The organism is Dyadobacter flavalbus (assembly GCF_006149045.1).
In the GTDB taxonomy this organism is placed as follows: domain Bacteria; phylum Bacteroidota; class Bacteroidia; order Cytophagales; family Spirosomataceae; genus Dyadobacter; species Dyadobacter flavalbus.
The window spans coordinates 14,328-33,816 of record NZ_VBSN01000076.1; the positions used below are offsets into that span (position 1 = coordinate 14,328).

A 19,489-nucleotide genomic window follows, 5' to 3' on the forward strand; every position below is an offset into this window, starting at 1 on the left:
AAAAATCAGGCGAGCCGTAAATTGTTTATGGCTGCAACCCATTCATCTCTTTTACAAACCGGGCACACTGCAGTTCCTGCCTGATGCTCTTCCGTATGGCCGCAAAATGAACATGCATGATAGCCGTCTTTCATAATGGCTTTACTTTTTTTGTTGTACAGTTCCGGCAGCAAGGGCAGGCCGTATTTTACATCTTCATCCTTGAAAAAGAAAACGCTGACCTCGCCGGAAGGTTCAAGGTAGGCATTGCGCACTTGTCCGAGATGCTCAATGCTTTTGACGCGCAATTCAGAAAAAAATTCGTCCTGCGCAAGGCTCTCTTTTGCAAATTCGGTTATGGAAAATCTGCCATTATTGATGAGACAGACGGTTTTGCCTTCAATCAGTTTTTCAAACCATGTATTTTTTCCGGTCAGCCATGTTACCGATCTGTAAAGTATAATGACCGTGGAAAATACGACAAGTGCAGGGATGATGCCTACATCTTCGTAAAACATGGGGTCGCCTGCCGCAGAGCCGAGGGAAATGATGATTACAATTTCAAAAATGGACAACTGTTTTACGCCTCTTTTTCCGGTTATGCGCAATGCGATAAGCAGGAATGTAAACATCACGGTAGACCGCAGTATTACTTCCAGCAGAAAAGTAACGGGCATTTCATTAAACAGCACACGATCCCATTCCAGAATTTTATTCATGTCGGAGAAAATTTGGCATAATACAGGCTACAAAAATGGAATTTCAGGCGTTTTTAATTGCAGGGCTCAAAAGAAAAGATGTTATTCAAACCAGATTCTGGCCAAATAACATCTTGATTCTAAGTAATTTATTGATGAAGTGTAGTATTGTTTATTACGCGTTTTCGTCGTCAGTCGGATGAACGATCAGCGAGCTTCTTGTATCCAGTTTTTTAATCATTTCGGCAGACATTGCATCGGCATAAACACCATAGCTGCTGACGAGCGTACCTTTCAGGCCATCTTTGGATTCAATGGCATAAAGTATGGACATGTCGGAAGGGTTTGTCATGCCTTCGAACCTGAAAACCTGTACGATGTCAAAATCTTCCGGAGAAAGGGCAAGTTTGACGCCGTCTTCTTTATGGAATTCAAGCGAATGAGCCGTCAGGTTAAAATCGTATGTGTAACCTTGTTCCTGTAAACTTTCAAGTGTTTCCACCAGTGTATCCGGCTCACTCATATTTTTATTCGATGGATGCGGTTTTTTTTCGTTATCCTTATCGGTGTGTTGCAAATCCATAATGAAAATAATTTAGGTTATTGATATTTTTATATGATCAGCCTTGCTGACGTTTGTCAATTCAGTTTTATAAGTACAGAAAAACCAGATTCCAGCTTATGCAGTAATGAAATAAACCGTGCTGATTGATTCAATAATCGGGTTACAAGAAAAAACTATGCCGGACATACGCAGCATTCCATATGCAGGAATATTCATTTTATTCATTTAAAAATGATATGCAGGCCGGTGTTGAAAGTGATGCAAAATGCTGTAATCAATCTATTTAAGTTGCTGCCGGTCCTTTGCAGCTTTGAACTTTATTGCGGCTTCTGTTCAGTACTTAGCAGACAGCATAAATGCCAATATGAGGTGCTTTGACCTCATATTGGCATTTATGTAGAAACAAAAACAATAGAACAAGCTTGCTGGAAAACGGCTTAAATCATGTCCCGATCAAAGTGCTTTGTCGAGTCCGCGGTTTTCGAGCAGGTATTTCACATCCGGTTCCCGGCCTCTGAAAGATTTGTATAAATTCATCGGCTCCTCGGTCCCGCCTTTTTCAAGAATATTTTTTCGGAAAGATTTGGCAGTTGCAGGATCAAACAGGTTTCCGGTTTCCTTGAAAGCTGCAAAAGCATCGCTGTCCAGCACTTCCGACCAGATATAACTGTAATATCCGGCTGAATAGCCACCCGAAAATACATGCTGAAAATAGGTGCTGCGATAGCGCGGTGCAATCTGTTTTATTAATCCAAGTTCATTCATTTGTTCCTTTTCAAATGAAGTCGCCTGCACTTTTGTACCAGATCGGATCGTATGATAACGCATATCCAGCAAGGACGCCGCCAGGTATTCCACCGTCGCAAATCCCTGATTGAATTTGGAAGCCTTTTTCATTTTTTCAATCAGCTCGTTCGGAATTACTTCGCCGGTCTGGTAATGTTTTGCATAAAATTTAAGAACCTCGGGTTCAAAAGCCCAGTGTTCCATAATCTGTGACGGCAATTCTACAAAGTCGCGCGGAACGGAAGTTCCGGACAATGTTTCAAATTTCACGTTCGACAGCAAGCCGTGCAATGCATGTCCGAATTCATGAAAGTACGTTTCAACTTCATCGGGCGTCAGTAAAGCAGGTTCGCCGGCAGCTGGCTTTGCATAATTGCAGACAATGGATACAACGGGTGAAATACGCTTTCCATTTTTGACCGCCTGCTTCCGGTACGAAGTCATCCATGCACCCCCGCGCTTGGATTTGCGTGTGAAAAAATCCATGTAAAAGATTCCCACATGTGCGCCGTCCGCTTCCTTTACTTCATAGGCGACTACATCTTCATGGTATCTTGGAATATTTTTGATTTCGCTGAAAGTCAATCCATATAGTTTTTCAGTAACCGTAAAAATGCCGTCTCTTACATTTTCCAGTTTGAAGTATGGTTTCAGTTCTTCTGCGTTATAATTGTATTTCTCTTTTCTTACTTTATCGGCATAGTAAAACCAGTCCCAGGCTTCCAGCTGTTCACCTTTTCCATTTTTATCCATTACCTTTTGCATTTCCAGCGCCTCCATTTTAGCAACCGGAAGAGCGGCTTTCCACAGCCCGTTCAGCAGTTCATATGCCTGTGCAGGCGTTTTAGCCATGCTTTCTTCCAGTACATAATCAGCATGCGACTTGTACCCGAGTAAATCCGCCTTTTCAGCACGCAAGGTTGTAATCTGCGCTATAATTTCCTTGTTGTCGTACTGGTCGTTGTAATTGCAGCGGTTGATGTATGCCGTGTACATTCTTTCTCTGAGCTGTCTGTCGTCCGCATATTGCAAAAAAGGCATCACGCTCGGATTGTGCAAGGTAAATTTCCATTTTCCTTCCTGCCCGGCCTCTTTCGCCGACTGTGCCGCAGTGGATTTGAGCGAAGCAGGCAATCCCGACAACTGAGATTCATTATCGACAATCAGTTCAAAGTTATTTGTTTCGGCCAAAAGGTTCTGCCCAAAACGCACGGTAAGTACCGAAAGCTCTTTGTTGATCTCCCGCATCCGGGCTTGCTGCGCAGCATTCAGATTGGCTCCGCTTCTGATAAATGCCTTGTACATTTTTTCGAGCAGCCGCTTTTGTTCAGAAGAAAGGTTTTCACCTCCCTGCTTTTCATTGACTGTTTTTACCCTTTCAAACAGTTTTGCATTCAGGTAAATGTCATCGCTGTGCTGAGATAACCGGGGTGCGATTTCCTTTGAAATCTTTTCAATTTCAGGATTTGTATGGGCTGAGGAAAGGTTAAAGAAGACGGTGCTCACATTTTTAAGCAAGTCGCCGCTCTCTTCAAGCGCAGTAATGGTATTTTCAAAGTTTGGTGCGGATGCCTGCGTACAAATGGATGAAATTTTCATCTGCTGCTCTTTCATGCCCTGTTCAAATGCAGGCATAAAATGTTCAGGTTTCACCTTGTCGAAAGGCGGAACCTGAAACGGCGTATGGTATTCGGATAAAAAGGGATTGGTACTTTGTTGCGCCTCAACGGCTTTGTTAATTGATAATGTCATGCCGGCAGTCAAGATTATAGCCTGAATTGATCGTTTCATATATCAGAAAATTTTCTTTTCAGCCTGCAATTTATCAATTGCATGTTAAGGCACAATAGCGGATTTTCAGTTCATGCTCAAAGTACTTTCTTCCACGCTGTTCCGAAGCATCAATCCTGAGGAAATGCTAGCCAGTACGAGTTTAAGATCACCGTCCAGATTTTCCCTGATCCATACCTTTCCATTATTTATGACAGAAACTGCTCCGATTACTTTGCCGTCCATTTGAAATTCGTATCCGTAAACATCACCCTGCGTAATCAATGCCGAAGATCCTTCCAGTTCACGAATACCGATGATATCAATCTGCGTTTGACGGTTTCTTACAAATCCGATTGTTTGATTGTTTTTGATGCTGCGGCTTGTGCCATCCACATTGTGTACGATGAAATCCCAGGAATTTTCATCGGAATTCAGCTTAATGCTTCCTGCGAAATAATTTTTGTATTTGAGCGCAACAGAGAAATAATCTTTTATCGGCTCAAATTCCGTTTCCTTAAACCGGCTTACCAAAGCTACATCGGCTGCTTTGTTATTTGTTCCAAATTGCTGAAAGCTCAGCTTTTCCTTGGCTCCCTGAAACTTGACAATAAAAGGAATTGCATAACTGAATGTCCAGCCCCGCTTTACCTTACTTGTTTTATATTCCCCGAATGACAAAGTCTGACCGATTTGGAAACCTTGTCTGCCTTTCACATTAAAGATCTCAGTATGGCTTTGAAGGTCACTGTTTACCGCAACTTCAGCAGTCCGGCAGGATGAAAATGAAAGAGAAATTAACGAAACAAATAAAAATAACTTAGTAATGAAAAGGCTGCTTTTAAAATGAATGTTCATGGCGTTTTGCTTGATTTTTTTATTGAAGAATCAAAATTAGCCATGGAAGTTGTAGGGAGTTAAAGTTTTTGAGTGAACGGCAGCAAGGCTCTGGAAGAGCCTACTGTTTGTAGAATAATAATGCAACATGTAATAAAATGGCTCCTGCCGAGCCTTCTTTCCTGCCAGTCAAGGCAACTCCTGCGGAGTTACATTTTTATACCTGATCACGTTTATGCTATAAACAGAAAGCCCCTGCCGGGGCTCATTTGTTTGCACAATGCGGCTCCGGAGGAGCCTTCTGTTTGTAGAATAATAATGCAACATGTAATAAAATGGCTCCTGCGGAGCCACCTGATTTATGAATAACGCAACTCCTCGGGACTTACATTTTCATATCTAATCAACCTTATGCTATACCAGAAAGCCCCTGCCGGGGCTCACCTAATTCCTTTAACATTCATTTTCAAGCCATAAACCGCCGTTTCAGCCGTAATAAAAAGCAAGTCACGATTTTTTCCGCCAAAACATAAGTTGGCCGTCCAGCCTTTATGCACAGGAAAATGAGCAATTTGTTCACCTTTTTTATCGAAAACAGTAACGCCGTCACCGGTTATATAGAGATTGCCTTCTTCATCAAGGATCATTCCGTCCGAACCTTTCGAGACAAACAAAGTTCTGTTTGTCAGCGATCCATCCTGAGCAATGTCGTATACGTAGGTTTTGTTGTCGCCAATATCGGCGACATAAAGCTTTTTGCCATCTGCAGTTCCAATGATTCCGTTTGGTTTTTTAAGCTTTTCATCTACCCGAACCAGTTTCTTACTTCCTGGGCTCAGGTAATAAACGTGCTCGCCGTCCTGTTGCATTTCAGGGCTCCGTTTCCAGTAATCCCGTTTGTACAGCGGGTCAGTCAGGTAAATGCCGCCTTTCGGGTCAATCCAGATATCATTGGGCCCATTCAAAAGTTTTCCTTCGTAGTCGGTTACCAAAACGGTCGGCTTGCCATTTTTGTCAAATGACCAAACCTGATTTTCTTCATCCGAACAAGCCACAAGATTTCCTTTATTATCAAAATACATACCGTTTGCACGGCCGGAGCTTTCAGAAAAAGTACTGAATTTACCCGTTTCCGCATCCCAGCGAATGATTTTATTATTAGGCTGATCCGTGAAAAACACGTTTCCATCTTTATCGGCAACAGGACCTTCCGTGAATTTGTAACCGTCACCGAGTTTTTCAACCTGGGCCCCGGGCGCAACAATTGATTTAGAATCCATAATTTGAGCAGAAAGTGAAAGCGGCACGAGCATCGCTGTCACACTTATGATGATTGAATAAACAACTGCAGATCTTTTCATATTAAAACAATGCCGGGCAAAATTCATATTTGATTTATTAATAAAGTGCCGCAATGAACCTCCATACTTGGTATTATAATGGAATTCATGTTTCAATAACTTCTGGAAAGGTTTACAAAGTACACGTACGACTTTATCTTTCCTGTTTCAAACAAGGTTGAAATGTTAACAGGCGGGTTTTAAAGCTTACAGATTGTACTTTGCTGCGAGTACAACATTTATTTCAAGCATCAACGTAGCAACAAGCTCGTCTTCCATAAATTCATAGTCATCTGGTATATTTAATACTTCAATTTCAGGCAATTGCAAATAATGGTAAATTTTTTTAATCTTCATTTTCTGATTGCCTTCCATTACAAGAACCAAGTCCGCCCAGTTCAAATCATTTTCGGAAATCTTCCGATTACTTTGTGGACTTAATCCAGCAGACCTGATATTAAATCGGTCATCATTTTTAAATAGATGTTCTGCTGTTCTGCTACGCCTTTTATTTCTCCCGCAAATAACGAGAATATTAGGTTTGATCATGTTTAATTCAAGACTCACTTCTTCCTTTTCACCACTTCATCAATCTCGCCAAGCAGCGACTTTTTTTCTGTGCTGTCCTGCAATAATTGCCAGATCATTACGCCGCTGACTTTTTGTAAAGCCAGTTCTGTCTTTTTTCGGATGGTCGGTATTCCGTTATAGTACACAGCGCCGCCGTTTATTTTCATTTCATCCTGCATGACTGAATCGGGATATTGTTGCAGGATATTTTTGAAAGATATGCTTTCAGGAGCGGTGCCGCCAAAGCCATAACCGTAAAAAGGAACGCCTAACGTCAGTTTTTCCTTTGGAATTTTGCGCGTGCTAAGCCAGTAGTCAAGGTCTTCTTCGGCCATTTCGTAAGGCGAATGCGGACCGGGTTTTTCAGGCCGCCACGGGCCGGTACGATCGTAAGACATGATGTTGACAAAATCAAACTGCGCCAATGCCTTGTCCGTAAACTGATCTTTGTAAACCGTGGCAATAGCCGCCGTGATCTGTTTGTTTTTCTGCTTCAATGACGCTGCCAGATCCACTACAAAATTTTCATAATTGGCATCAATCAATGCGCCTTCCAGATCTACATCAATACCGTCAAGGTTATTGTTAACGGCCAGATTTACAAGATCATTAATCAGTTTTGCTTTCTTTTCCCCGGTCAGAAAAGAAGGATAATAATGGGGTGCGCCGCCTCCGCCAATGGAAGCCATGATCTTCACATTTCTGGAATGCGCCAGCTCTGCCATTGCTTTCAGGTTTGCCGTTCCCATCAGATTTCCCAGTGAATCCGGGTTTACAAATGCAATGTACAAATGCGTAATTTTTGCAAAATCGACCTGAGCGGCGGCGGCAAGAAGATCAGGCCGGTTAGGCAAATAGCCAATTATCTTAAATTGATTTCGGGAAGTTTCCTTACTGGAAACAGAAACATTTTTCCTGCTGCAACCGGTACCTAACGCAAAAATCACCAGGGCGGCGAAAATGCATTGTTTCAACAAATTCGAGATCGCCATGGTGATTTTTGTGTGCATTAAAGTGCTGTTATTTGCCTGTTAACATGATTTTTGCGCCATTTTTCCGGATTGATTCGTAAACTGCGTCTACAACAATCATATCTTTTAAGCCTTCCGCTCCGCTCACGTTCGGGTCGGGCTTGTTGTTGAGGATAATGTCTGCAATACCGTCCATTTGCAAGGTTTGGTGCGTTACGACGGGCTGGTTCATCGGGCCAAGATGCGTATGACCTTTGATCGGGCCGTAACTGAAAGCCGGGCTTAGTTCCGCAAAACCTTTTTCACCAACTACATATAGTCTTTCGTAATTATTAAAATTGTAAGTCGTCCCGCAACTGGCGATTACGCCGCTCGGAAAGCCAAGCTGAAACATAATGGTTTCGTCCACTTCCTTGAATTTCACGGGATCGGTTTTGCTTTCCTGCGCAGTGACCCAAATCGGTTCTTCGCCCGTTGCGTACCTTGCGCCGTTCAGTGCATAAATTCCCACATCCATCATCGCACCGCCGCCAGCCAGTGCTTTTTTCAGCCTCCACTGATTCGGATCGCCGGATTTGAAACCCATGTAATTGTTAACGTGCATAATTTTACCAAATTCGCCGGCTTCGCGCATCCGGATCAGCTCGCGGGTATGCGGTTCAAAATGCATGCGGTAACCGATATAGAATTTTACACCCGCTTTTTCGCAGGCTGCAATCATTTCGCGTGTTTGCTTTGCATTGTCGGCAACCGGTTTTTCGCAAAGTACATGTTTTCCTGCCGCGGCAATTTGCAGCACATGTTTGTGATGCAGCGAGTTGGGTGTAATTACATAAACAAGATCTATGTCCGGATTGTCCTTTATTTTACTTACATTCTCGTAGTTATAAGTATTTTTCTCCGGAATGTTGTATTTCTGTTTCCAGGTTTCCAGCTTGGAAGGCGTTCCCGAAATAGCCCCGACCAGCGTTGCCATTTTACAATCCTTCATGGCCTCTGCAACGCGCGTTCCGTAACTTCCGAGTCCCATAATGGCTACCCGTAATTGTTTGTCAGCCTTGGGGCTGGCACATGATGCGCTGGCATAAGCAGGCAATCCGGAAATGGCCGTTGCACCAATTCCAAGTGAAAGTTTTTGAAGAAAGTCCCGACGAGAATCCATGTGAGTAAGATCTGAATTATTTATTGATAAAGATTTTTGCGCCCTTTTTCCGGATCAATACCCGGTTTGCATTTGAGCCGGTGCATGTTTTCGTAATGATAGCCATTTTTGTTTTCAATTCCGTGTTTCTGCTTGCAGATTAAAGCGATTGATTCTTGGATTATTGAAAAGAGGTTGTGAAGTATTATCTCCTTATATCAAACTATCTTTAGAAAATGGTTAAACTTTGAAAATCTCAGATCGGGTAAGTTTCGGGTGTTGCAACAAGAATCGTTGCTTTTTTTACAATCCTTGATATTTCGGGTAAAAATTGTATTTATTTCATTTTCAATGGCCGTATTGTACTGAATGGCACCTTCAAAATTCTTGAAACCGGAAGCAATAGCAAGATCAGAGGCCAAGTCTTTTCAGCTTTTCCAGGATCAACGCTTTTCTCCGTCTGAAAAATTTAAATTTTGCCGCAGCCTGGATTTCTGCAGCATTGCTTTCCGCAACCTGTGTTTCTGTAACCAGACTTTCATCCAACCCATGAGCAGATTCGTATGAGATGATTAAAGTCCTGAGTTCTTTTCATAGCGATTCAAGTTCTGGCTGTTCCTTGCTAAGCAATCGTAAAGAACTTTCCGCCAAAGCTGCTCTTTCCAGATCGAGTTCAGAAGTTATTTCACCTTTCCGGATTATGGATAAAATATCTGTTTCTTTCATTTCACGATATTGTTGCTTCTAAAAACAGAACTTTTGGAAATGCAGCTTTGTACATTAGACTCAAAAGCTGCATTAAAGTCACAGCGTAATGCAAAAAGCAGGCTTCCGGATCAGCGGAAGCCTGCTTTTAAATTTGATGGAGAAACCGATTACTTCACCGTCAGCATTCTTTCTGTTTTTTGTGCAGATAACTGGAATGTTTTGGACTGGACCTCATTTCCGCTGATTACTTCCAGACGGTACTTTCCGGCTTCCATTTCATCCAGATTTAATGAACGTCCGAATTTCTGTTCGTTTTTATTGATTGTTTCACGGTAAATAATATCGCCGTTTTCATTTTTGATCAAAAGAACTGTATTGGCGTCATTATTGACTTTATCTACCAAAACGTTGATTCTGCCGGTTTTTGTTGGGTAAATGCCTGTTCCGAACGTCGATGCTTTTTTGGTTTCCTTGTCTTCTGCGCTGGCAGTGAAAGTGGCAGATGCTAAAAGAGCTAATGCGAATGCGAAGGTTTTTACTGAATTTTTCATGGCTGTATTTATTTATGATTTGCTGTTGTTGTAACTAAAAGAACATGACAAATGTATATGTTATGCTTGGTACTATGTTATACAAAGTACATGAGCGGAGAAATGGAAATGCTGAGTGGCAATTATCTGAAATAAGCAATTAAACGGTATGGAGTTGTTTGATTGTTTTCTTGTAAAAAGCCCTGAAATTTTGTGAGAAAAGGCCTTTAAAACAAAAAAACGGCTTTTACTCCGAAGCCGTTTTTTTGCTTTATGAAATCGGATATTACTCCTTTTCGATAAAATTCATGTCTTTTGTAAAAGTCTCTTCCAGAAAGTAAAGTGCAGTCAGTGCAACAAGGCTCGTTGTGGCGCCGATCAATAATCCGCTTTGGATTACGCCCAGATCGGGTTTGAAATTTACAAACAATGCAGCCAGCGGGATCGTGGCGCCTCTTACAAAGTTCGGGACAGTGGTGGCAACGGTTGCACGCAGGTTTGTCCCGAAAAGTTCAGCCGCAATGGTGATGAACAAGGTCCAGTAACCATTGCAGAATCCAAGCAAAGTACACATCAGATAAAAGGAAAACAGATCCTGCATAGGAATCATCAGATAACCGATCACCATGGCCAGTGAAAGTATAATGAACAAGCCGATCACCCGTTTTCTGCTTTTCAGATACTGGCTGAGCAGCCCGCTTCCGATGTCTCCCAAAACCTGTCCGGAGAATGCCAGCATAACGGCTTTTCCTGCATTAACGCCTTCAATTCCCTTTGCTGCGCCGAACTCCGGTGAAAATGTAATGAGAATTCCGACTACAAACCAGATCGGTAAGCCGACGAGTATGGCCATCAGGTATTTTCCAAAGCGTTTTCCGTTTGTCAGGATCATCAGGATATTTCCCCGGTCGGCAGTCTGTTCTTTTATTTGTCGGAACATGCCGGATTCGAAGACATTGAACCTCAGCACCAAAAGCAGCAAGCCCATTCCGCCGCCTACGAAATAGGAAATCCGCCATGCAAAAAGATCGGCCACAAAATAGGCAAGTATGGCACCCAGTACGCCCAGCGTTGCAACAAGTGTAGTGCCGTAACCGCGGATTTCTTTCGGAAGTACTTCTGTAACCAGCGTAATGCCCGCTCCAAGCTCGCCTGCAAGTCCCACGCCCGCAATAAAACGAAGTATTGCATACTGATCCAGCGATGTCACCAAGCCGTTGCCGATATTGGCCAGTGAATACATGATAATGGAGCCGAAAAGTACCGATAACCGTCCTTTTTTATCTGCAATGATTCCCCAGAGAACGCCGCCGATCAGCATTCCTGCCATTTGATAATTGAGCAGACTGATTCCTTCCGTAAGCAATCTTTCGGCCGGAACATTCAATGCCTTCAAACTGGGAACACGCACAACACTGAACAGAAACAGGTCATACATATCGACCAGATAACCCAATGCCGCCACAATAACCGGCACTTGTAAAAGTTGCGAAAGCAAAGAAGGGCGTGATTCGGTTGTTTGTAGCATGGTTGTTGGCTGTTAGCTGTTAGCGATTGGCTTTTGGCTTTTGGGGATTTGATTAACTATTTTTGGGAGTTACAATGGAGTAAATCTTATATTTTAATATTTATATTTAATTTCTTGATAACAGGTGAAATAGCTGAAAGCTATAATTCAAAAAACTACATTTCACATCTCACATTTAACAACAAACAGCCAAACGCTAAAAGCCATCACAACCTGTCAATCAGCATTCCGCCATCTACGCCGATAACCTGTCCGGTAGAGTAGGGGAAATCGCCTCTTGTGAGCGATGCAACGGCTTTCCCGACATCCTCCGGCGTGCCCCAGCGCGATTGCAGTGCAATGCCGTTCTGAAACAGGTTATCATATTTTTCCTGAACCTTGGAAGTCATATCGGTGGCAATGATGCCCGGCCTTACTTCATAAACCGGAATGTTGAACTCGGCCATTCTGACTGCGAAAAGCAAATTCGTCATGGCAAGTCCGGCTTTTGAAATGCAGTATTCACCGCGGTTTACCGACGCTACGGTTGCCGAAATGGAGGTTACAAAAATGATCGCAGCTTCAAAAGCATGATTGTTCTGTTTGATGTGCGCCATTCTTTTTGCAATGGCCTGCGTCAGGAAAAACGGCCCTTCCAGATTTGTTTTCATCACTTCATAGTAATTCTCAATGGAAGTTTCCAGAATGTCCAGCCGTTCGCGGGGCGCAATGCCGGCATTGTTGACAAGTACATTGATCTGCCCGAAAACGGAATATGCTTTTTCTATAACCAGTTCTCTGTCGATTGAACTCGCGACATTTCCCTGACAATACAGTACCTCCGCGCCAAGCTGACGAAGTTCGTCCAGCGCGGCCGCAGCGTTTTCTTCATCCCGTACACCATTAATCGCAAGGTTAAAACCTTCACTTGCCAGTGCTTTGGCAATGCCGAAACCGATTCCGCGGCTTCCTCCGGTAATCAGGGCTGTTTTTTTCATAATTCCTCGATGTTGACCCATTGCCGTTTCTCCCAGCTTTCAATTCCTTTTTCAGCCAGCTGAACGCCTCTTGCGCCTGCTTTCAGATCCCACGGAAAAGGCGTGTCTTTTACGATGTGTTTTAAAAACAATTCCCATTGTGCTTTAAAAGCATTGTCATAAACTTCCTGTTCAGGCACTTTTGCCCAGCCTTCAAAAAACGGAATCGGCTGCGGAATATCCGGGTTCCAGACGGGCTTCGGCGTATTTCCGTAATGCTGGATATAACAGTCGCGAAGTCCGGCAACCGCAGAGCCTTTTGTTCCGTCAACCTGTAAAGTCAGCAAATCATCGCGGCGGACGCGCACGGTCCATGAAGAATTAAAATGTGCAATGACATCGTTTTCCAGCTCAAAAGTCGCATAACAGGCATCATCGGCAGTGCATTTGTACGGGTTTCCGTTTTCGTCAATCCGTTCGGGAATATGCGTGGCCCCGAGGCAGGAAACGGCTTTTACATTGCCGAAAAGATTATCCAGCACATAGCGCCAGTGACAAAGCATGTCCACAATAATGCCGCCGTCATCTTCCTTGCGATAGTTCCAGGACGGGCGCTGTGCCGGAATGCTGTGCCCTTCAAAAACCCAATAGCCAAATTCCCCGCGTACTGACAGGATTTTTCCGAAAAAGCCATTCTCCATCAAACGTTTCAGTTTCAGCAATCCCGGAAGCCAGAGTTTATCCTGCACCACGCCGTTTTTCAGTCCGGCCTTTGTTGCCAGTTCATACAATTCAAGTGCTTCCTGCACAGAAGTTCCCGTCGGTTTCTCACAGTAAATATGTTTCCCGGCAAGAATCGCCTTTTTTACAGACTCGGCTCGTCTTCCGGTAACCTGCGCATCAAAATAGACCTGATACTGCGGATCAGCCAGCACTGAATCAAGATCCGTCGTGTATTTCTGAATGCCGGCCTGTTTGCAGAGTGCCTGCAGTTTGCTTTCATTTCGTCCAACCAGAATCGGATCGGGCATAATGGTTTCCTCCGAAGAAATTTTCACGCCGCCTTGCTCGATAATGGCCTTTATGGATCTTAGCAAATGCTGGTTGGTTCCCATCCGGCCGGTTACGCCGTTCATGATGATGCCAATGGTATGTGTTGTCATGTTTTTTAGTTTTTGGCTGTTGGTTGATAGCTGTTAGCTTTTAGCTGTTAGCTTTTTTAGCTTATAGCTTTTGGCTGTTAGCTATTGTTTTTTTGTTAATTGCTGTTTTAGTAAATGACGTTTATGTATTAATTTTCAAATTCTTGCTTCTGAACTAACTGCCAGGAGTTACTAAAAGCTAACGGCTAATAGCTAACAGCTTTAAGCCATTAGCTATACTTTCGAGACAAATGCCTCCGTAACTTCTTTCAGAAACAAATGCTGATCTTTTGCCCAGTGTATATTTGAAAAAATCTCTACTTCGCAGAAACCCTTAAAGCCGGTGTTTTCCACCCAGCTGCGGATTTGCTTCAGATCAATGCAGCCTTCACCCATTAATCCGCGGTCGTTGAGCATATCGATCGTATTTACTTTCCAGTCGCAGACGTGAAAAGCAAAAAGGTTTCCGTTTGCGCCGCATCGTGCAATTTCACTTTCCAGATTCCCGTCCCACCATAAATGATATACATCCACAGCAACACCTACAAACGGAGAATTAAAAGATTCCGCCAGGTCATTCGCCTGCGCCAGCGTATTGATTGCAGAACGGTCGGCGGCGTACATCGGATGCAAAGGCTCGATAGCAAGCTTTACTTTCAGCTTTTCAGCCAATGGCAGAACCGCCGTAATTCCTTCTTTTATCTGTTGTCTGGATATTTCCAAGGACTGTCCGGGCGATGCGCCGCAAACCAGTACGAGCATGGGAGCGCCCAGTGCAGCGGCTTCTTCCAGCAGCTTCTTGTTGTGTTCAATCGCCTGTGCTCTTCCGGCGCTGCCGGTATGCGTAAAAAAGCCGCCCCGGACGTAAGAAACAATTTCAAGACCCGCCTCGCGGATTATTTCACCTGCACGATGAGGCCCGATTCCTTCCGTAGCATTCTGCCAGACGCTGATTCCTTTTACACCGGCAACGGCATAATTTTCAACTGCTTCGGGCAAGCTCCACGGCTTGGTTGTAATCGTATGAATGCAGCAGCGATCGAGTGTTATATTTTCCAAAGTGGATTTGTTATCAGGTAAATAATGAATCCTCCCGGATTACTTCACACTTGCTGTATAGGCGTAATAAGGCAGCCCTTTGTTAATCCGGTGCAGGTACAAGGCGACTTCGCGTGCGTGGTAATCGCCCCACATGCTGGATTCTCCGTTCGGGATTTTTTGTCCGGCCGGAATGTTGTCCCAACCATTTGGCCGGTGATAAATGGAATGCAGGATCAATCCCTGATGATTCGGGTCCGTGGAAAGGTATGGCTCGTCAAAAAGTGTGTTTAGTGCGGTCAATCCTGCCTGCCAGTAACGGTTTCCTTCTTCGGACCGGTTTTTGTCATTCAGGTATTTTCCCAGACGAAGCAATCCCTGCGCACCGATGGCCGCCGCCGAGCTGTCAACGGGCTCAAACTCGTTATAAGGATCGGAACTGCGACTGGTGTAATCGCCTAATCTGTACAGTTGCGGCGCGCCCGTGTCCCAGTAAGGAATGCCGTCCGAAGCGGTATTTTCTATAAAAAAATCGCAGGTTGCTTGGGCTGCTTTCAGGTAAATGCTTTCAATTTCAGCTCGTCCGCCCAAGGGAGCCAGTTCTTCGTCCGAAAAGAGCGGCAGCGTTTCAAGCTGTTCTGCAAACCCGGCCATGGCCCAGGCAAGTCCGCGCGTCCACGTTGTAAACCCTGAAAATCCCTGCTGCGAATTCGGGCAGCGGTAATTTCCGTCATTCGTGTTGAATACACTTTCATGCGCCGTTCGTCCCCACAAATCATAACTGTCGCGGCTTGCGCCATAATAAACCGAATACTTTGCGGTAGCAATGGAATGCAGTGTTCCGCGTTCGAGCAAACTGGTTTTTACATCGTTTTCACCCATCAGGCTATGGCCCAGCAAATGCGAAACCATCAATGCGCGCACGGAGCGGATTGTGTCAACGAATAAAGAATGCGGACCGTTGAATGAATGGATAAAACCTTGTCCGTCCTTTGTTGCCGTCCAGCGTTTTGCCTGAACTGAACCGGATACTTTCAGTGCGATTTCATAAAAGTTGCGTTCCCATTCGTTTTCCGGAATACGCCCTTCGTTCATTAGTCTGAGCAGATTTCCGTAAGTGCTTACATTATTGAAACCATGATCATGCACGCCGAAATGACTGACATGCGATGCCATGTTGCCAACCGTATTTTTCCGCGCACTTTCCAGAAAAGCGGTTTCGTTCGTTGCATCAAACTGCAATACTTCCGCGCCGTACTGAAATCCCTGCGTCCATTCGGTCCAGCCGCGCAGTGTGTATTTGCCGTTTACGGTAAATACCGGCGTACCTTTGGAGTTGTCGTATTCTCTGGAAATAAGATTGATTTTCTCGGCTGAAAGCTGCCAGAGCTTATCGATTTTCGGCTGGATTGCTGCGGCGGTAAGATCGTTGCGGATTTGCATGATTTATAATTATGGTACTATTTAGTCATTTTTTATAAGTATAACGCAAATATATTCTGGTCTAAATGCCGCAGCAAGGTACATTTTTGCTATTAAATGGTACTTTTCCGAACATGGTCCCGGTATTCATTCGGAGTCAGGCCGGTTTTCTTTTTAAATATTCTGCTGAAATACGATGGATCTTCGAGATTAATATGATAACCGATTTCCTTGCTGCTCAGGCTTGTAAAAACAAGCAGCCGCTTGGCTTCAAGCAGTAATTTATCCAGAATATATTCCTGTGAAGAAATGCCGAGGTGTTTCCGGACGATTTTGCCCAGATAATCTGGAGAAACCGAAAGTGCCTGTGCATATTGCTGTACTTCATGCATCTGCCTGAAATTTTTCTCAACCATTTCCTGAAATCTGCCGGCCAGTTCCGGAACGGTATGCGCCGGAGATTCGGGCAAATTGTCTTTTTCCCTGACCAGAGAACTGCATTTCTGAAGTAAAATGCCAAGGTATTTGCCAATCATGGTCTGGTCCGCACCGGCATGCAAATAATCGCAAACCATATTTTCCAGAATATTATGAAAATACCTTTTTTCAGGCTCTGAAATAGTTATAACGGGTTGCCGGCGTGCAGGCTGGAAAAACGGAAGCGACGAAAGCGAAGGATTTACCGGATTGTAAAAAGTATAAAAATCCTCGGAGAACGCTACGATATAACCCTGAAATGAAGTGGAAAATGTAAGTAAATGAACTTGCCCCGGCGTAAGAAAATGCAATCCGGCACTCTGGATAGGGTAGGAACGGAAATCAATTTCGTGAAAACCTTGTCCTTCTTCAATGAAAAGGATTTCGTAATACGTATGGCGATGCGGCGTATTCGTGGGCAGCGGGGTAATCGGCAGCGATACCGGCGATTCTTTCTGTGCGGTGCTGCTGTTTTTAAACCTGTATATTTTCAGCGCCAGAACCTGATCTGTTGTTTTGGGAAGGGAATGAACAGGAATGGCGTCGCACATTGCAAACAGGATCAGTTATAGCTTTTTCAGACTCATTAACCTTTTTAAAAGCCAGATCACCAGCAAAACTACCAGTACGATTGCAATGAAAGGCAGAAAAATCGCCAGACCGGACAAGCTGAACGAAGCAACGTTTTCTGCCGTGGAAACAACCGGGTTGCCGAAACCGGCAGTCGTTTTGGAAGAAAGCAGCCGGAGCAAACCCGTACCCGCCTGCACAATGCCGGCCGTGCCGCCGCCCAGCATCAGGCCCAGTCCCCAGTGCAGCACAGGATTGTTGATTTCGATAACCGAAGTTGTAAGCAAAGTTCCGGCGATTACTGCTGCGGGCGTGGCAATGGTATCGAGCAGATTGTCAACAAACGGAATGTAATAGCCGCTGATTTCAGCGATTGTAGCGGAAAGCAATGCAAAGAAAGCCGGCCAGGTGCTCAGCCAGGCAAACTGCTCGCCCGGCGAAATCCAACCGCTCATAGCCGCAACGTTGGCTGCAAGCATGGGCAGAAACACCCTGAAACCGCAGCTGGCGCTCAGGCCCAGTCCTACGCAAAGGCTAAGCAGTAAATCCATATTCATCCGTGCGAAGTGTAAAGCATGTAAGGTAAGTAATTTGTGCAAAATGCATTCCCGGGAAAGGTTTTTTTAATCTGCGGGTGACATTTTTTACATTTACATTGTTGATCTAAAAAAGCCATAATCCAAAAAATACAAGGTGAAGCAGGAAACCAAAAGCGGCCAGATATTTGATCTTCCCACATTAAGACGTCTTTATACATTCGTTCGTCCCTATCAGAAACAGTTTTATCTGCTGATCGGGATTATTTTACTGAATGCGCTGCTGGCGCCGCTTACGCCGCTTTTGATCAAATACACCATTGATACGCCGATTGCCAACGGTGATTATTCGCAGCTGACTGTAATGTTGGTTGTGATGATTGTCGTTACCATTATTCAGGGCCTTGCGCAGTTCTGGAATACGTACATGTCGGGCTGGCTCGGGCAGTATATTATCCGTGATATCCGTGTGCAGCTTTATCAGAAAATCATCGGGCTGAGGCTCAAATTCTTTGACAATACGCCGATCGGGCGCCTTGTTACACGTACCATTTCCGATGTGGAAACACTTTCCAATGTTTTCAGTGACGGAATGGCGGCCATTGCAGGCGATATCTTGCAGCTTACGCTCATCATTGCCGTCATGTTTTATACCGACTGGAAGCTGTCGCTGATCAGTTTGTCCATGATTCCGGTCATGCTGTACTGCACGTATATTTTCAAGGAAAACATCAAAGATTCTTTCAATGAAGTGCGTGCGGCTGTTTCCAACCTCAACTCGTTTGTTCAGGAGCATCTGACGGGAATGGGAATCGTCCAGATTTTCAGCAGTGAAGATATCGAGTACAGGAAATTTCAGGAAATCAATAAAGTTCACCGCGATGCGAACATCCGGTCTATTCTGTATTATTCCATTTACTATCCGGTTGCCGATGTTATTGCAGCAGCGGGAACAGGCCTTGTTGTATGGTATGGTTCCAGGCAAATCCTTGATGCAGAAGTGACTTTTGGTACGGTTACCGCATTTGTCATGTTTATCAACCTGTTTTTTCGTCCGATCCGGCAGCTTGCAGACCGTTTCAATACCTTGCAGATGGGAATCGTAAGTACCGACAGAATCCTGAAACTGCTTGACAGCGACGAGTATACTTCCAATGAAGGAACCATTGCGCCGGAAACGATCAAAGGAAATGTGGAGTTCAGGAACGTCTGGTTTGCTTACAATGAAGAAGAATATGTACTGAAAGACATCAATTTTACGGTTAAAGAAGGCGAGACCATCGCGTTTGTAGGCGCGACCGGTGCCGGAAAATCATCCATTATCAATCTGCTGTCACGTTTTTACGATATCAATAAAGGAAGCATTTATGTTGACGGTATCGAAATCCACGATTTTGAACTGAATGCATTGCGTAAGAACATCGGTGTCGTTCTTCAGGATGTTTTTCTGTTCTCCGATACGATTGAAAACAATATCCGGCTGGGAGATTTTTCCATAACGCATGAAAAAATTGTGGAAGCAGCCAAGCTCGTCGGTGTTCATGACTTTATTGAAAGGCTGCCGGGCGGTTATGCTTATAATGTCATGGAAAGAGGTTCCACGCTTTCTGTCGGGCAGCGTCAGCTTATCTCCTTTGTGCGTGCCATGGTGCATGAGCCGAAAATCATTGTTCTGGACGAAGCAACTTCTTCAGTAGACAGTGAAACGGAAGAACTGATCCAGAAAGCAATCGAAACGTTAATGCAGGGGCGCACGGCCATTGTCATTGCGCACCGGCTTTCCACGATTCAGGAAGCGGATAAAATCATTGTGGTGGACAAAGGACAAATTGTCGAAGAAGGCAATCATATTCAGTTGCTTGAAAAAGAAGGCTTCTACGCCAATTTGTACCGTATGCAGTATAAGGAAGTTCTTAAAATCTAGT

General features: G+C 44.3%; 18 protein-coding genes. 1 reads left to right on the forward strand and 17 read right to left on the reverse strand.

What is annotated here, in order from left to right:
- Window positions 1–5 precede the first annotated feature (5 nt).
- From FEM33_RS25335 to FEM33_RS25415, 17 genes are all read right to left on the reverse strand, one after another.
- A complete protein-coding gene (locus FEM33_RS25335; RefSeq protein WP_139014771.1) occupies window positions 6–698 on the reverse strand; it encodes a DUF421 domain-containing protein in 693 nt (230 codons plus the stop codon).
- Between the two features lie 154 nt (window positions 699–852).
- On the reverse strand, window positions 853–1,260 hold the full coding sequence (locus FEM33_RS25340; protein WP_139014772.1) for a hypothetical protein: 408 nt from the start codon (window positions 1,258–1,260) through the stop codon (window positions 853–855).
- 435 nt (window positions 1,261–1,695) lie between these two features.
- Window positions 1,696–3,780 carry a M3 family metallopeptidase gene (locus FEM33_RS25345; protein WP_229214414.1) on the reverse strand — a complete coding sequence of 695 codons (2,085 nt, stop codon included), beginning with the start codon at window positions 3,778–3,780 and terminating at the stop codon, window positions 1,696–1,698.
- A gap of 105 nt (window positions 3,781–3,885) precedes the next feature.
- The gene (locus FEM33_RS25350; protein ID WP_139014774.1) at window positions 3,886–4,515 is read right to left on the reverse strand and encodes a hypothetical protein; all 630 of its coding nucleotides are present in this window, start codon (window positions 4,513–4,515) and stop codon (window positions 3,886–3,888) included.
- A 560-nt stretch (window positions 4,516–5,075) separates the two neighbouring features.
- Entirely contained in the window at window positions 5,076–5,915 is an 840-nt protein-coding gene (locus FEM33_RS25355) for an SMP-30/gluconolactonase/LRE family protein (protein WP_229214415.1), read from the reverse strand.
- 267 nt (window positions 5,916–6,182) lie between these two features.
- Complete coding sequence (locus FEM33_RS25360) at window positions 6,183–6,542, reverse strand: protein-tyrosine-phosphatase (RefSeq protein ID WP_229214416.1); 360 nt, start codon at window positions 6,540–6,542, stop codon at window positions 6,183–6,185.
- Entirely contained in the window at window positions 6,539–7,555 is a 1,017-nt protein-coding gene (locus FEM33_RS25365; protein ID WP_139014776.1) for a glycosyl hydrolase family 18 protein, read from the reverse strand. Before FEM33_RS25365 ends, FEM33_RS25360 begins: the two co-directional genes overlap by 4 nt.
- 10 nt (window positions 7,556–7,565) lie before the next feature.
- Complete coding sequence (locus FEM33_RS25370; protein ID WP_139014777.1) at window positions 7,566–8,678, reverse strand: Gfo/Idh/MocA family protein; 1,113 nt, start codon at window positions 8,676–8,678, stop codon at window positions 7,566–7,568.
- A gap of 570 nt (window positions 8,679–9,248) precedes the next feature.
- Window positions 9,249–9,383, reverse strand: coding sequence for a hypothetical protein (locus FEM33_RS26895; RefSeq protein ID WP_262712010.1), 135 nt, complete (start codon window positions 9,381–9,383; stop codon window positions 9,249–9,251).
- 149 nt (window positions 9,384–9,532) lie between these two features.
- Complete coding sequence (locus FEM33_RS25380; RefSeq protein ID WP_139014778.1) at window positions 9,533–9,916, reverse strand: hypothetical protein; 384 nt, start codon at window positions 9,914–9,916, stop codon at window positions 9,533–9,535.
- Between the two features lie 265 nt (window positions 9,917–10,181).
- Window positions 10,182–11,423, reverse strand: coding sequence for an MFS transporter (locus FEM33_RS25385; protein ID WP_139014779.1), 1,242 nt, complete (start codon window positions 11,421–11,423; stop codon window positions 10,182–10,184).
- A 206-nt stretch (window positions 11,424–11,629) separates the two neighbouring features.
- Window positions 11,630–12,400, reverse strand: a complete 771-nt coding sequence (locus FEM33_RS25390) for a 3-ketoacyl-ACP reductase (RefSeq protein WP_139014780.1) — start codon at window positions 12,398–12,400, stop codon at window positions 11,630–11,632.
- The gene (locus FEM33_RS25395) at window positions 12,397–13,542 is read right to left on the reverse strand and encodes a Gfo/Idh/MocA family protein (protein ID WP_139014781.1); all 1,146 of its coding nucleotides are present in this window, start codon (window positions 13,540–13,542) and stop codon (window positions 12,397–12,399) included. The genes FEM33_RS25390 and FEM33_RS25395 overlap by 4 nt, the downstream gene beginning before the upstream one ends.
- 213 nt (window positions 13,543–13,755) lie before the next feature.
- The gene (locus tag FEM33_RS25400; protein ID WP_139014782.1) at window positions 13,756–14,580 is read right to left on the reverse strand and encodes a sugar phosphate isomerase/epimerase family protein; all 825 of its coding nucleotides are present in this window, start codon (window positions 14,578–14,580) and stop codon (window positions 13,756–13,758) included.
- A gap of 39 nt (window positions 14,581–14,619) precedes the next feature.
- Window positions 14,620–16,002, reverse strand: a complete 1,383-nt coding sequence (locus tag FEM33_RS25405; RefSeq protein WP_139014783.1) for a glycoside hydrolase family 88 protein — start codon at window positions 16,000–16,002, stop codon at window positions 14,620–14,622.
- A 92-nt stretch (window positions 16,003–16,094) separates the two neighbouring features.
- A complete protein-coding gene (locus FEM33_RS25410) occupies window positions 16,095–17,009 on the reverse strand; it encodes a helix-turn-helix domain-containing protein (protein WP_229214417.1) in 915 nt (304 codons plus the stop codon).
- Between the two features lie 15 nt (window positions 17,010–17,024).
- Window positions 17,025–17,579: a DUF4126 domain-containing protein gene (locus tag FEM33_RS25415; protein ID WP_229214418.1), complete on the reverse strand. Its 555-nt coding sequence runs from the start codon at window positions 17,577–17,579 to the stop codon at window positions 17,025–17,027.
- Window positions 17,580–17,721: 142 nt separating this feature from the next.
- Here FEM33_RS25415 and FEM33_RS25420 point away from each other — a divergent pair, with 142 nt between their 5' ends.
- Window positions 17,722–19,488 (forward strand): ABC transporter ATP-binding protein, encoded by a 1,767-nt coding sequence (locus FEM33_RS25420; RefSeq protein ID WP_139014786.1) that lies wholly within the window; start codon window positions 17,722–17,724, stop codon window positions 19,486–19,488.
- Window position 19,489: the final 1 nt, after the last annotated feature.